The sequence below is a fragment of the Salinispora sp. H7-4 genome, assembly GCF_013416675.1.
GTDB classification, from domain to species: Bacteria; Actinomycetota; Actinomycetes; order Mycobacteriales; family Micromonosporaceae; genus Micromonospora; species Micromonospora vitiensis.
Genome location: NZ_JABZED010000051.1, coordinates 103,443 through 118,020 on the forward strand (window position 1 = coordinate 103,443; position 14,578 = coordinate 118,020).

Consider the following 14,578-nt stretch of genomic DNA (forward strand, 5'->3'; position numbering starts at 1 on the left):
AGAGTGCCTCTCGGGTGTTGTGGGGTGCGCGCCCACGGTCACCCGGGAATGGGGTTACCGTGGACGTGTCGCTATCAGATCCACGCATACCGGCATTAAGGGATCAAGCGTCTGTGGACTCGGCGGGCTCCTGACTATTCGTCGCTGGCGAGCGTTGCAGCAAGGTCAGGAGCGCGCAGGCCACGGTGTCGGCTAACACTGGTTCGATACGAAACTCGACGGTCGGTGTTGGTCTCGACGCGGAGGTCGTGATCGTCTGCTCCGGCAGGCGATCACTCATCAATATTCGCTTTTCGCCTTGAAGATGATCACGTCTTCGTGCTGGACAAGCCACTGTGGGTCGCCGAGGTCGATGGCGTCGCCGACGTTTTTGATTTGGAAGAAGGAGGCGCGGGGTGTGAGCCGGCCGTTGCGGACGGCGGCGATGAGGGCGATGCATTCTTCGACGAGTTCGAGTCCGGCGGTGTGTCCGGCGGCGACGATCATGCCGGGGATGTCGATGAGTTCGCCGTGGCGGCGGTATGGGCGGGCGGTGATGACGAGGTGTCCGCCGGGTCGTAGGACGGTTCGGCAGCCGGTGAGGATGTCGGTGAAGCCGGTGGCGATGGTGTTGTGGTCGCGGTAGGCGAGGTTGTCGCTGGTGCCGTAGCGGTGGTGAACCTTTTGGATCTTGCCGTGTCGGGGGCCGGGGGTGCGGACCTGGCCGTGGGTGGAGGACCCGTATGGCGGTGAGGTGACGACGAGGGCGACCTTGCCGTGCATCTGTGGTGGCAGCAGGGCGGGTAGCTGCCGGGAGTCGCCGGTGTAGACCCGTCCGGTACCGGGGGCGCCGCGTCGTTCGGCGAGGGTGAGGTTGACCGCTGCGAGGGTGGCCCATCGCTGTTCGTACTCGATGCCGACGCCGTGGCGGTCGAGGTGCATGGCTTCGACCATGGTGGTGCCGATGCCGGCCATCGGGTCGAGCACGAGGTCGCCGGGGTCGGTGTAGGTGTTGATGGCGTAGCGGGCGATGGTGGGCAGCATCTTGCCGGGGTGGGTGATCGATTCCGGGGTGTAGCGGCCTTTGCGTAGCTCTCGGGAGGGCTGCTGCCCGGTCGCCCACACCGACCCGGGGTAGCCCTGGCCGAGTAGCTCGGCTGTGGCAGAGCAGCCGGTGACGGGATGGGCGGTTGACGAGAACTTAGACATTGGCGGCCTCCGGAGTCATCGACGCGAACACAAGAAGGTCCCGGTGTGCCCGTACGTGGCGCCCGGCGTGCAGTGGTGGGCGGGGCGCGGGTCGGGTGTCGGTGAGTGGCTCGACCTTGGGCAGCGGAACCAGGAGCGCCGGGATGTGCTGGTGGTAAAGCAGCCCGGCGGTGCGCGCTGCGGCGATGACCACCGAGCGGTGCCAAAGCGCGTTCACCTGCGGTCCGGTCGTGAGTAGGACGAGGAGGAAGCCGCCGGGGCGCAGCAGCGTCTGCCAGGCGCCGATGGCCTGGCTGAGGTCGTTCGGGTCGCGGCTGTCGATGTTCAGGCGCGGCAGCGTTGCCAGGACGAGTCCGGCTCCGTGTCGGGTGTTGCGGGTCGGGTGTCCGTCGAGGGTTTCGGGCTGCAGGTGCGTGTGTTCACCGTTAGTGACGGCGAGGCCGGGTCGGCGGTGTAGGTGTTCGGCGGCGGCGGTAACGGTCGGGTGGCCGTCGAGGTCGAGGACGGTGTCGCCGTGGCGGGTGTAGCGGGCGAGCAGGTGGGCGACGTGGTCGGGGTGGATGCCGTACCAGTCGGGTAGCGGCCGCCCGGCCGGGTTGGTGGGTCGGCGGGTGTGGGTCGGGGTGAGCAACAGGGCGACGGGTGCCGGAGGGCGGGTGTGGGGGGTTTGGGTCTGCGGCATGGGGCGTGGGCCGTGTCCGCCGACGAGCGCTGACACATAGAGATACAGATTCCGGGCTTGTTTTCGACATCGGCCCGACCTCGACGCCGCCGCCGGGCGGCATCTGGAGCCGCCTGTCACACCCCAATAACAAGATCAGTTTGAGGTTGAACACGCAGCTCAAAGCCCTGAACGCGACGATGCGACAGCGTGTGCGGCGGGATGTGATGTCGACCGGAATCGCCGTCGCCGCGCTGGCCGCCGAGTTGGAACGCGCCGTGCACCTGGGTGTGGGCCGCTCCACGCTGCGCTGTACCGGGGCGCTGCGACCCGACGACGGCGCGGATCAGCCGTCGTCAAAGTCGGAGTGATCGGGTCGCGCAGCGGACGCCAGGCTACTGGTGCCGCGCGGTTGCTTACGCCCGCGGCCGCCGGATGTCCAGCCATCGACTATCGGACAACCAGTTCTGGGTTTCCGGTACTGTGTGGACCCGGTGTATTCGACCGTCTGATCCCCCGACTCGGTGCCACGGCGGGCCCGCAGGATCGCGGGGGGCCTTTTCGGGCTCCCGTAGCGAGGCATCCGACGGAAGGGATCGATGGTGGAATCACCCGAGGAACAGGAAAATCGCAAGATCGCCTTAGCTGTAGAGCTTGGCGTGGCCTGTGAGCTGGTCTCTGCCTTTGAGGCACTGACCAGCAACGAGGAGCCCAACCCTGGGGTTGGGCTCCTCGTGCTGATCCTGTTGCTCAACGTGAGGCGCAACTCACGTAAGCAGTAACACCACGGGGGCGTCGTTGCTAGTTGGCAGCGGCGTCCCCATCCAAACCCTTTGCGGTCGCAGAAATAGTATCTAACTGGCCTTGATTACTTCTACATGGGTTCGAAGTGCCGGCCACTGGTGCATCCAGCGTCACGGCAGCGCGTCGTCACGTGATCAGCGCCGCTGAGCTGCGCTTTCACGTCGACTGGGTCCAGTGCTCACGCTGATGCCCCAACCGTCTTTCAGGGCCGCTGTCTCCAGGCTGCACGGGCCCGGCCGGGGCGAAGTTTCGCACATGTGACAAGACCCCACCGAGCGGGAACCCGCCGGCTGTCTACGCGGTCGCCAGCATCCATGTGCTGAATCCGCCCGCGAGCACGAGCGCCGGCACGACCAGCATCAGCTCCACCACCGACCCGGTGCGGAACCGCAACGGCGCCCATATACCCAACGCCGCCCACCGGCAGCCCCGTATCCGAATCGGTGTCAACGGTCGCCGCCCCGGCCGGTGAGGAGCGCACGACGGCGTCGAGGACCTTTCGGGCCAGCTGCGGCGCGTCGGGGCGGCTGGTGGCGGCTACTTTCGCGGCGAGGCGGGTACCGGGGTTTGGGGTGGTCTCGACGGTGACTTGGGCCTGCCGCCAGACATCGGCTGAATCGCCAAGTCCTTACAGCATGATCAACTCTATGGAAGCAGAATCACCGGCACCTGCAACAAGATCCACCCGTAGATATAACAAGATCAAAATAGGTGGTTCTCGACCCGCCCGAGGGTGGCCAAGCTCCGTCACTCGAACGCGCGCGATCGCTCGGTGCCATTGGTCGTTGATGTTCACGGCGCGTTCTCGGCCGAGGGAGGGCTGGGGCTGTACCTACGCCCAACGAAGGGTTGAACACGCAGCTCGGCATCCCTGTTACACCCCTCGGTAGGCGTGTGGGGTGCGGAGACTGGCTGGGCTGCTAGCGCAAGGGTGGAACACGCGCTGCGATCCCTTGAACAAGATCGACAGTGTTCATGATCTGTTACACCCGAGTGGCGGGATGGGTGCTGTTCCCGCCGGACGCCCAGCGAGGCGCCGGTATCCCACACCCACCTTTCGGGGGTTGTCCATGTCTGAGTTCGACTCTTCCGTGCTGCCCGCCGCTGTTGGTCTGGACTCGCCGTGTCTGGTGTACGGCGAGCGACCCTTTGATGTCGCCGCGAATTCGCTGCGCCTGCTGGCTACCGGTCCGGAGCCGCTGTCGGTGGACGGTGCCGGCCTCGGTGGAGGGCTGCCGCGTCGGCAGATCGCGCTGTCGGAGCTGGCGGCGATCCTGATGCACCCCTCCTGCGACTACGCCACGAGCGACCAGGTGTGGCGGCTGCTCATTGGCCGTGCCCGCACCGACGGCCCGGCTTGGGTGGTCGGCGCCGTTGGGGTGGCCTTGCCGGGGCTGCGGCAGGCGGCCTACCGGCTGCGCGGCTTCTCCGGTGACGTGCAGGCCGAGCTGCTGACTGCGTTCGTCGCCGCTCTGGGCACGGTGAAGCCCGGCGGGGCCAGGGTGGCGCAGCGGCTGCTGTCGGCGACGGTCACCGCCGCCCGTGCGGCGCTGCGCGTCGATGAGCCGCGCACCAAAGTCCCGGCGGTTCAGGCGCCGGTGCCCTCCGGTGCAGGGCATCCGGACTTTGTGCTGGCCCGCGCGGTTGCGGCCCGGGTCATCACCCTTGCGGAGGCAGGGCTGATCGGCGCGACCCGCCTGGAAGGCGTGTCGGTGGCCGACTACGCGCAGCGCTTCGGCAAGGCGACGAAAGCGGTCTACAAGGCGCGTGAACGGGCCGAGGAGCGCCTGGTCGCGGGGATCCGTTGCGGCGCCCTGTCCGACGAGGACAAGGCAGTGATCGCCGAGGCCACGATGACCCTTGCCCCTGATCCGGTGCACCATGCCGGACCTGCATCTTGACGGTGCGATGTCGAAAACCGGGCCGAAATCTGTATCTCTTAGTGCGGGACTTTCCCGCACCTGGTGACCGGCTTTGACCGGCCCCGCTGACGGCGCTGACATTCCGTAACGGCCCCGCCGAACCCTTCGAAGGAGGACGGCCAGGAGCGCCGGTCGAGGTCACCACCTTTCCTCACCCGTTCGCCCAGCCCCCGCGCCTGTGTGGGTGTGGGGGCTGGGCTCCTGCTGGAAGGTGCCCACGTCCCATGAACCACCACACTGCGCCCCACCCGCACCCGACCGCACGCCGCCCGGCAGGTCACCAGCGCGACGGCCGGTTGACCCGTACCGTGCGTCTGCTTACCCCGGTTGTCGCGGTCACCGTCGCCGCCCTGTTGGCTGCCGCCGGTACCCCGGACGCGGCCTTCGCCGCCGAGTCGATTCAGGCCGTGGTCAACAACATCCGTGCCTGGCTGGTCGGCATCCTCGTCGCCGTCGCCACGCTCTTTCTCACCGTGGGTGGGCTTCGTTACGCCGCCGCTAACGGTGATCCCGGCGAGGTGGAGAAGGCCAAACTCGCGCTCAGGTCCGCAGCGATCGGCTATGCCCTGGCGATGCTGGCGCCGCTGTTCGTCACGATCGTCGGCCAGTGGGTGGCCTGATGACCCACTCTTACTCCGCCTTGTCGCGCCGTCGGGTCCGGCTGGTGGTCGTGGTGCTCGGCATCGGGCTCGCCAGCGGTCCCGTGTTCGCGGGGACGGCATCGGCGCAGCCGTCCCCGGAACCCGTCCCCGCTCCGGGTGGGCCGTCCCCGACAGCGGCCCCCGTGCCCGAGACACCGTCGCCGATTCCCCCGCCGCCACCGGACGGACCGACCCCGCCCGCCCCGTCGTCCCCGCCGACACCCGCCCCGTCCCCAGGGCCGTCCCCGCCCGCAGCACCCCCACCCGATAGCGGGACCGACGGCCCTGGCATGTTCGATATCCCCGGGCAGATCCGTAAGGCCATCAACGAGTTCCTACTGTGGCTGGCCAAGACCGGCCTCACGCCGGTGATGGACACCCTCGGTCGCACAGCACTGTCCACGCCGGATCTGACCGGCAGTGAGCACGTCAGGGCGATCTGGACGACCAGCCTGGTCGCCGCGAACGGCATCTACGTGCTGTTCATCATCGCCGGCGGGTTCATCATCGCCTCCCGCGAAACCCTCCAGACGGCTTACGGGTTCAAGGAGATCGCGCCGCGGCTGGCCCTCGGGGCGGTGATCTCGAATGTCTCCCTCATCCTGTGCGGCAAGGCGATCGAGGCAACCAACGCCCTGACCGCCGCCATCGCCGGCCAGGGAGTCGACGGACCGGCAGCGGCGTCCGCGATCGTCGGGATCCTCGACCAGCCCCTGACTGCTCCCAGTAGCCCGAACATTCTGCTCGCGCTGCTGGTCATCGCCGTGGTCGTCCTCGGCATCGTCGTGGTCATCACGTTCCTTCTGCGGGTGGCGCTACTCGTCGTCCTCGTCGGGGTCGCACCGTTGGCGTTGGCGTGTCACGCGACGCCGCAGACCGAGGGCCTGGCCTACACCTGGTGGCGGGCCTTCGGTGCGTGCCTCGGCCTGCAGGTGGCCCAGGCGGTGATCGTCCTGGCCACAGTGAGGGTGTTCCTCACCCCCCACGGGCTGGTCCTCATGGGCGTACCGGCCACCACCAGCGGCCTGCTCGGAGTGTTGGTCTGCGTCACGATGCTATGGCTACTGACCAAGCTGCCAGGGCTAGCCAAACAGTTCGTCCTCGCCCCGCTCGGGTTGCGTAACCAGGGCCGGGGGCTGCTCGGGCAACTCCTGCAGGCATACGTCATGGTCAAGACCCTCGGGGCCGCCGCCACGTCCATCGGCGCAGGCCGCCGCGCCACCCGCACGGGGACGGCTGCCCGCCAACGGGTCGTGACCACCACCAGCAACGCAGCAAAGTCGAGCACCGCTCGGCCCGTCCCCGCCGTCAGGGGCCGTCCGGGTACCCCACGCCCGCCGCTGTCCCGGCCGCCCCAACCCACCCCGGTGGCGTTTAGTAACGCCCCTGTCACGCAAACCCCATTGTCGGTGCCGGCAGGCACCGCTGGCGCACCCGCGTTGAGCCACCCGGCCCGGTCGGATACCCCAACGGCGACCCCGACCGGTCCGGCCCCGACCCCGGCGTTTTCGCAGCCCAACCCTCCACAACCAGCCACCCCTCGACCGCGTACACCGCCCACCCCGCCAGCGTTCAGCAACACCACGCCCGCACCGACGAGCCCGACACCTCAAGGGCCGGCACCCGCGGCAGTGTTCTCCAACCCGCCAGCACAGCAGAGCGCGCCACGCCGCCCACCGGCGCCATTCACGCCAGTCTTCTCCTCCGCACCGCCGACCCGACCCACGATGGCCCGGCGGCCCACCACCGCACCTCGCCAGTCCACCCGGGGCGGCTCACCGACGGCCACCACAACACTGGGCGTGAGGCCGTCCCCACGCCCGGCACCGGCCGCGCGGCCGTCCCCAGCCCCGCTGCGTCCGTCCCCGCCTCGACCGGCGGGCAGTGCGGCTCCGGTGTTCCGACCGGCATCGTCCCCACCCCCGTCCCCACCCCCGTCCCCGTCCCCGTCCCCGCAACGGCCGTCCCCGCCGACAGTGCGGCGCCGTCCCGGAGAGGCAGGTAGCTGATGAGTCGCCGTGACGATGAGGCGCCGCTTCGCGCGCGAGTACCCGCTGATGTGGAACGGGCTGATCGCATCGCGTTCAACCTGACGGGTCGGCAGTTGGTCATCCTGACCGTCACCGGCCTGGTGCTGTACGCGGCGTGGACCGCCCTGGCGACGGTGGTGCCGCCGCTGGTCTTCGCCGCCTGCTGTGTGCCGATCCTCGGCGCGGCGTTCTACCTGGCCGTCGGCCGCCGCGACGGGATCAGCCTCGATGTGTGGCTGCGCGCCGCGCTGCGCCACTATCGTGCCCCGGGCCGGCTGGTGCCGTCCGAGGGCCCGATCACGCCGGCCCCGGCCTGGGTGTCCACCACGCGGGGGCCGGGTGACCGGCTCCCGCTGCCCGCACCGTTGCGCCTGCCGGCAAAGGGCATCACCGCCGACGGCCTGGTCGATCTTGGCCCCGACGGCACCACCGGCCTCGTCGCGGCCTCCACGGTGGCGTTCGGGCTGCGCACCGCAGCGGAGCAGAACGGCTTGGTCGCTGGGTTCGCCCGCTGGCTGCACTCGTTGGACGGGCCGGCGCAGATCCTGGTCCGCGCGCAGCGAGTCGATTTGACCCACGTGGCCGACCGGATCCTCGCCTACGCACCCGAACTACCAGACCCCGCCCTCGAAGACGCCGCGAGGTCGCACGCGGCCTTTCTCGAGGAGGTTGCCACCCGGCGGGAGCTGCTGCACCGGCACATCACCGTCGCGGTGCGCAGCAAACGCGGCCCCGGCCACGCGGCCCATCAAGCCGCCGAGACGGTGCGTGCGCTGTCTGGCTGCGAGGTCGCCGCGAGGGTGCTCGACCCGGCCGAGGCCGCCGGCACTCTCGCGGGCGCGCTCAACCCCTGCGCTACGCCGTCCCTGTCGTCCCCGCCGGTGTCGGCCGGCGCGGGACGGGCCGTCCCCGACACCGATGGAAGTGAGGCGCCGTGAACCTGCTGAACCGTCGTCGTCCCCACGCCGTCCCCGAGGTGGGGACGGCCGTCCCCGGCAGCCCGGACGCCGTCGAGGTCGCCGGCCGATCGGTGCGGGTCGCAGATGGCTACACCGCCGCTCTCGCCGTGACCGGCTACCCGGCCGAGGTCGGCCCCGGCTGGCTCGAACCCCTCCTTGCCTACCCGGGCCGGGTCGACGTGTCCTTGCACATCGAACCCGTTCCGCCGGTGGTGGCGTCGCAGCGGCTACGTAAGCAGCGCGGCCGGATGGAGGCGAGCCGCCGGCAGGACGCCGCGAAGGGCCGCCTGGATGACCCGGAGCTGGACGCGGCAGCGGGGGACGCCGCCGCGTTGGCCGCCCGCGTGGCCCGGGGCGAGGCCCGACTGTTCCGGGTGGGGCTGTACCTGACCGTGCACGCCGACACTGAGGACGAGCTCGCGGACCGGGTGACCGAGGTCCGTGCCCTCGCGTCGTCGCTGCTGCTGGATGTGGCCCCGGCGACCTGGCGGCAGCTTCAGGGCTGGATCACCGGCCTACCCCTCGCGTTTGACGCCCTCAATATGGGGCGCACGTTCGACACCGACGCCCTCGCCGCCGCGTTCCCCTTCACCTCCCCGGATCTACCCACTACGGCCGGGGACACCGGGATGGGTGTGCTCTACGGGCTGAACCTGCACTCCCCGGGTGTGGTGGTGTGGGACCGGTGGGCGCAACCCAACTACAACAGCGTGATCCTCGCCCGCTCCGGTGAAGGCAAGTCCTACCTGGCCAAGCTCGACCTGCTACGCAACCTCTACCTCGGCGTCGAGGCCAGGGTTATCGACCCCGAAGACGAGTATGTCCGCCTAGCGGAGGCAGTCGGCGGGACCATCATCCGCCCCGGTACACCGGGAGTGCGGATCAACCCGCTCGACCTTTCTGCCGGGGACGGCGATGACGCTCTCGTGCGGCGGGCACTGTTCATGCAAACCTTCGTTGCCGTCCTCACCAGCGGCGACGGCACCACAGCTACCGGTGGGGTGTCCCCGCAGGAAGCCGCCGCCCTCGACGTCGCAGTCCTCGCCGCGTACCGGGGCATGGGCATCACCACCGACCCACGCACATGGCGGCGGCCAGCGCCGCTGCTGGCCGACGTCACCGAAGCACTGAAGGACACCGGTGAAGCAGGACAAACCCTCGCCGCGCGACTACACCCGTACGTCGCCGGCTCGTTCAAGGGCCTGTTCGACGGTCCCACCACCACCGCGGCGGATGGGCACCTCGTCGTCTACGCGATCAAGGACCTACCCGAGGAGCTGAAGCCCGTCGGGACGCTGCTCATCCTCGACGCGATCTGGAAGACGGTCAGCACCACCAACCGCACTGCCAGCACCCCTCGACGGCTGGTGCTGGTGGACGAGGCGTGGCTGATGCTCCGGCAGGGCCTCGGCGCACAGTTCCTGTTCCGTCTGGCGAAGTCCGCCCGCAAATACAACACCGGGCTGTCTGTGATTACACAGGACGCCGCCGACGTGCTCGCCACCGAGGTTGGCCGGGCAGTGGTTTCCAACGCCGCAACGCAGGTGCTGCTACGGCAAGCACCGCAGGCCATCGACGCCGTCACCGACGCATTCGGGCTCACCGACGGGGAACGGGCGTTCCTGCTGTCCAGCTCACGCGGCGATGCCCTCCTCGCAAGTGGCTCGTCGCGGGTGGCGTTCCACAGCCTCGCCTCCGACATCGAGCACGACCTCGTGGTCACCGGTCCACCGACCGCCTGCCGGTAACACCCCTACCCCGCGTGAACGGAGGAGCCCTTCATGTCCCTCGTCGGCAGGTTGTCACACCCCTCGTCCCCGCTGCTGGCCGCGCCGTCCCCGCCATCGTCCCCGTCCCCGGGCGGGTGTGTGCCCGGTCGGGACGAGATGCCCGACGGGCTGCTCGGGGAACTGCTATGCGGCACCTGGGGGCCGAAGGCGACAGCCGTGGCCGAGTTCGTCCGTACCCGGTGGCCGCTGCTGCTCGCTGCCCTCGCCGTCCTGGTCGTCCTCGTCGTGGCATGGCAGGTGTGGCGCCGCCGGGTTTGGCGCTCTCACGCTGCGCAGGCGCGGTGGTTGCAGATCGTTCCGCCGGTCACCGCTACCCCGGCCGCCACCGCCGGGCTGTGGCGGCTCCTGGCCACGGCGTTGCCCGCCCCAGGTCGGTGGGCGCTGCGCCCGGCCCGGATCGTGTGGGAGGTCCAGGCCGACCAGCACGGGATGCGCGCCGGACTGTGGCTGCCACCCGGGGTGAACCCGACCGCCGTCCTGCGGCTGCTGCAGCGCGGCTGGCCCGGGGTACGCGTCGGGCAGGCCCCGCCGCCGGCCGTGGCGGGCGGCACCGCCACCACCCTCGCGCTCCTGCCGACGCAGCCGGACTGGCTGCCCCTCGTGGACAACCCGCCCAGCCCGATCACCACCCGGTTCGAAGGCTCCCGTCCGGAGGACGACCAGCTGCGGGCGGTGTTCGACGGGCTCGCCTCGGCCGGGCGCACCGGCGGTGGCCTGCTCCAAGTCCACATCAGCCGGGCACCGGCGCACCGGATGCGGGCACTGCGCCGCGCGAGCACCCACCCCGAACGTGCCCGCAAGACCCGGGGTGCGTCGCGGGCGGTGGGGCTGCTGGCCGACGGGCTGCGGGCGCTGATCCTCGGCGTACTCAACGCGGTCACCCCCGGCCCGTCGGGCAGCGGCGGCGCGCGGCGGACCACGCATGACCCGTACCTAGCCGAGCTGGCGCGGCAGGCGCGCGGCAAGCTCACCGCCGCCCCGCACCTACTCGTCGCCATCTACGCCACCGGAGCCGGTCCGACCAAGGCCGCCGCCCTGTCCGCAGCCGCCGACATCACCAGCGGGTTCGGACTCCTGTCAGCGCACTTCACCCGCCGCCGGCTGCGAGGCGGCACCACCGCGGCGGCGCAGCGGTGGGTGCCCGAGACCCGGATGAGTCTGGCCGCCGTCGGCGAGGCCGCCGCTTTGGCCGGGCTGCCCACCGAACCGGCCGCCTACGGCCTGCCCGCCGCCGCCTCACGCCGCCGCCCCGGGGGCCGCGATGTCTTCCGGCCCGGCCCCGCCACCCGCCACCCCGCACCGCCGAAACCCGCCGACGACCCCGGCGACAAGCCGACCGTTTGGAGCATCCCGTGACCACCACTCACCACCACGGCACCGTGTCCGCCTCCGCCTCGCAGGGCCGCCGGCTTAACCTGGTGCCACTTGACCAGCGGCACGGCCTGGGCGGCAAGGTGATCGGTGTTGCCAACGCCGGCCCCGCCACGAGGATTGGCATCTCCCTCAACGACTGCCGCTACCACCTGAACGTGCTCGGCCCTACCGGCACCGGCAAGACCACCCTGCTGATGAACATGATCCTCGCCGACATCGAGGCGGGACGGGGCGTCGCGGCGTTCGACCCGGCCAAGGGCGACCTGATCCGCGACCTGCTCGACCGGATGCCAAAAGCGGCCGGTGACCGGCTGGTGCTGATCGACCCGGACGAGCGGCACGCACCACCGGCGATAAACCTGCTGGACCCAGCCGTGCACGGCGGCACCCCGCACGACGTGGCCGCCAACCTCACCTCCGTCATGAGCAAGGTGTGGGCGCGCTGGTGGGGCCACCGCTCCGCCGACCTCTGCTACCACGCCCTGCTCACCCTGGCCCACCTCGAAGGGTCCACCCTCGCGCAATTGCCGCGACTGTTGTCGGACACGGCGTGGCGCACAGCGCGGGTCAAGGCCGTGACCAACGCCTTGAAGGCGTGGGAAGGCAACACTCTGGGCGAGTTCTGGGAGGGCTTCGACGGTCTCCCGGCGGGTCAGCGCGCCGGGCTGACCGCGCCGTTGCTGTCGCGGCTGCGGCTGGTGCTGGCGCACCCGATGGCGAACTCGCTGTTCGGGGTTCCGGCCACCACGTTCTCCTTTGCCGACATCCTCGACGGCGGGGTGCTGTTGTGCCGGCTACCCAAAGGCGTCATCGGCGAGGACGGCACCCGCCTCATCGGCTCCTTGCTGCTGGCCGGGTTGTGGCAGGCCACCACCGTCCGCGCCCGCATTCCCGAACACCAACGCCTCGACTGCGCCGTCGTGTTGGACGAGTGTCACAACTTCTTGCATTTGCCGATCGGTATCGATGACGCCCTCGCCGAGGCCCGCGGCCTGCACACCTCGTTCGTTCTGGCCCACCAGTACCTCGGCCAGCTCTCCGGGGAAATGGTCGAGGCGATCGACGCCAACGCCCGCAACAAGATCTACTTCGCCCTCGCCCCGCGCGACGCAGTCGACCAGGCCCGCCACCTGCGCCCGTACCTGGACGACGGCGACCTCATCCGCCTCGGCGGCTACGAGGTCGTCCTGCGACCCGTAGCGAACGGTCGGGTCGTGCCACCGGCGACCGCTGACACCGAGCCCCCACCGCCGCCGATCAAGGGCCGCTCCGAAGCGCTGCGCAAGGCGGCACGCAAGCAGACCGGGCTGTCACACAAACACCGGCGGGAGCTGCTCGGCACGGCGGTGACGGTCACGGCGAGCACCGAAACCGAGCCTGCGACGCCGGTTCCGGTGCCGGATCTGGTCGGTCGCAACACCTTCGCCACTGCGGGCGAGGGTTCTAACGAGACCCCTCACGAGCCGTCCAACGAGGAATCCAACGAGTTCTCCAACGAGTCCGAGGACTCGTTTGACCCCACCCCCTATAACACGCCATCCGCGCACGTCAACGGCGCTGAGGAGGTCTGGTGAACCGGAACCGACTGATAAGAGATATCACTCCTACTAGCGCACAAGCCTCTGCCCCTACCGGTGCCCGCCTCACGGCGTCCGTCGTGGCCGGCGAACTGACCCGGCTCACCCCCCGAGACCGGCACCTGCTCGACCTGCTCGACCAGCACAAGACCCTCACCACCGATCAGCTCGTCGACCTCGCGTTCGGCTCCCTCGGCCGTGCCCGCAACCGGCTTAACACCCTGCTCAGCCGGGACATCCTCGACCGGTTCCGGCACTACCACCGGCCCGGCTCGCAATCCTGGCGGTGGACCCTCGGCCCGGTCGGCGCGGCGATCCTGGCGGCCGGGCGCGGCGACACGCTGCCCCGACCGGCCGCCGTACGCGACGCCACCGCCCGACTCGCCATGTCCCCGACACTGCCGCACCTACTCGCCACAAACGGGTTCTTCGTCGCGCTGACCGGGCACGCCCGCATCCACGGCGGGCGGTTGACGCGGTGGTACAACGAAACCCAAAGCCGCGCGGCGACCGGCAACCTGGTCCGACCCGACGGACACGGCGTGTGGGCCACCGGCGGGCGCGCCGTGCCGTTCTGGCTTGAAGTCGATCTCGGCACCGAAACCCTGTCCCGGGTCGTGGGCAAGCTGACCGGCTACGCCGCGCTACCCCCACCCCGGGCCTACCCGGTGTTGTTCTGGCTTCCCACCACCGCCCGGGAAGCCAACCTGCACACCCACCTCACCCGCACCGGGACACCGGACGGGCTGACCGTGGCGACCGCCACCGTCAACCACGCCCCCGACGCGGGCGGGCCGGCGGGTGCGGTGTGGTGGGTCGCCGGACAACCTGGGCGGGTCAGCCTCGCCGATCTCATCCCCGCCGGGGACGGTACCCCGTGGGACGGGTAGCAACCGGCCTCGCGGTAGCGGCGGCGGCGGTCGTACTGCTGATCGCCACTGCCGCCGCCGGGGTGGTGTCGGTGATCTACGGCGGCGGGTACGGCGGCCACGGGCTACCACCGCCCGGCGTGGCCGTGTCCCTGCCACCCGGGTTCACCCTCCCGGCGGGCGCCCCGCCGCCGGTCGTGACCGCGATCGGATGGGCCCTCGCCCAGCTCGGCACCCCGTACACCTTCGGCGGCGATTGCACCGCCGCGCACTCCGGCGTGCCAGCGCGGCAGTGTGACTGTTCGTCGCTGATGCAACAGGCGTACCGGGCGGCCGGGGTCACCATCGGACGCACCACCCGCGACCAGGCACACGACGGCACCCCCGTTCCGGGCGCGACGTATCTGCGTCCCGGAGATCTGATATTGATCCCGGGTAGCGGCGGCACGCACGCCGATCCGCGACATGTAGGAATGTTCATCGGTTCTGGTTTGATCGTGCAAGCCCCGAAAACCGGTGACGTGGTAAGGGTCAGCAAACTATCCGGATGGGCCAATCAGATAGCGGCCATTCGGCGAGTCGTACCGAGCTGAAAAGAGGCAAATGGAGAACACATCGAAGAGTCGCCGAACAGCCATTCGGGCGATGGGGTAAGAAGTGATTTTCGCCACAAGGTATCGGGGTTCGTCGTTCATTGATGGTCGGCGTATCCGGCGCCGACCGGACCCTGACCCCGGGGCCGGGCCGAATTCGCCCTGTTCGG

At 70.0% G+C, this 14,578-nt stretch carries 12 protein-coding genes; 10 read left to right on the forward strand and 2 right to left on the reverse strand.

The window, feature by feature from the left end:
• Positions 1-279: 279 nt before the first annotated feature.
• A complete protein-coding gene (locus H0524_RS20495; protein WP_180200096.1) occupies positions 280-1,188 on the reverse strand; it encodes a TRM11 family methyltransferase in 909 nt (302 codons plus the stop codon).
• On the reverse strand, positions 1,181-1,870 hold the full coding sequence (locus H0524_RS20500; protein WP_180200097.1) for a hypothetical protein: 690 nt from the start codon (positions 1,868-1,870) through the stop codon (positions 1,181-1,183). Before H0524_RS20500 ends, H0524_RS20495 begins: the two co-directional genes overlap by 8 nt.
• Positions 1,871-2,010: 140 nt before the next feature.
• Here H0524_RS20500 and H0524_RS20505 point away from each other — a divergent pair, with 140 nt between their 5' ends.
• The 10 genes from H0524_RS20505 to H0524_RS20555 all read left to right on the forward strand — a co-directional run bounded on the left by H0524_RS20505 (position 2,011) and on the right by H0524_RS20555 (position 14,408).
• Positions 2,011-2,220 carry a hypothetical protein gene (locus H0524_RS20505; protein ID WP_180200098.1) on the forward strand — a complete coding sequence of 70 codons (210 nt, stop codon included), beginning with the start codon at positions 2,011-2,013 and terminating at the stop codon, positions 2,218-2,220.
• Positions 2,221-3,723: 1,503 nt separating this feature from the next.
• Complete coding sequence (locus H0524_RS20515) at positions 3,724-4,554, forward strand: hypothetical protein (RefSeq protein ID WP_180200100.1); 831 nt, start codon at positions 3,724-3,726, stop codon at positions 4,552-4,554.
• Positions 4,555-4,799: 245 nt separating this feature from the next.
• The gene (locus H0524_RS20520) at positions 4,800-5,195 is read left to right on the forward strand and encodes a pilin (protein WP_180200101.1); all 396 of its coding nucleotides are present in this window, start codon (positions 4,800-4,802) and stop codon (positions 5,193-5,195) included.
• A gap of 311 nt (positions 5,196-5,506) precedes the next feature.
• On the forward strand, positions 5,507-7,225 hold the full coding sequence (locus tag H0524_RS20525) for a hypothetical protein (RefSeq protein WP_180200102.1): 1,719 nt from the start codon (positions 5,507-5,509) through the stop codon (positions 7,223-7,225).
• Complete coding sequence (locus tag H0524_RS20530; RefSeq protein WP_180200103.1) at positions 7,225-8,184, forward strand: PrgI family protein; 960 nt, start codon at positions 7,225-7,227, stop codon at positions 8,182-8,184. The genes H0524_RS20525 and H0524_RS20530 overlap by 1 nt, the downstream gene beginning before the upstream one ends.
• Positions 8,181-9,953, forward strand: a complete 1,773-nt coding sequence (locus tag H0524_RS20535) for a VirB4 family type IV secretion system protein (RefSeq protein ID WP_180200104.1) — start codon at positions 8,181-8,183, stop codon at positions 9,951-9,953. Before H0524_RS20530 ends, H0524_RS20535 begins: the two co-directional genes overlap by 4 nt.
• A gap of 33 nt (positions 9,954-9,986) precedes the next feature.
• Positions 9,987-11,351 carry a hypothetical protein gene (locus H0524_RS20540; protein ID WP_180200105.1) on the forward strand — a complete coding sequence of 455 codons (1,365 nt, stop codon included), beginning with the start codon at positions 9,987-9,989 and terminating at the stop codon, positions 11,349-11,351.
• Positions 11,348-12,943: a type IV secretory system conjugative DNA transfer family protein gene (locus H0524_RS20545; RefSeq protein ID WP_309225173.1), complete on the forward strand. Its 1,596-nt coding sequence runs from the start codon at positions 11,348-11,350 to the stop codon at positions 12,941-12,943. The genes H0524_RS20540 and H0524_RS20545 overlap by 4 nt, the downstream gene beginning before the upstream one ends.
• Before the next feature lie 83 nt (positions 12,944-13,026).
• On the forward strand, positions 13,027-13,836 hold the full coding sequence (locus H0524_RS20550; protein WP_180200106.1) for a replication-relaxation family protein: 810 nt from the start codon (positions 13,027-13,029) through the stop codon (positions 13,834-13,836).
• Positions 13,824-14,408 carry a C40 family peptidase gene (locus tag H0524_RS20555; protein ID WP_180200107.1) on the forward strand — a complete coding sequence of 195 codons (585 nt, stop codon included), beginning with the start codon at positions 13,824-13,826 and terminating at the stop codon, positions 14,406-14,408. Before H0524_RS20550 ends, H0524_RS20555 begins: the two co-directional genes overlap by 13 nt.
• Positions 14,409-14,578 lie beyond the last annotated feature (170 nt).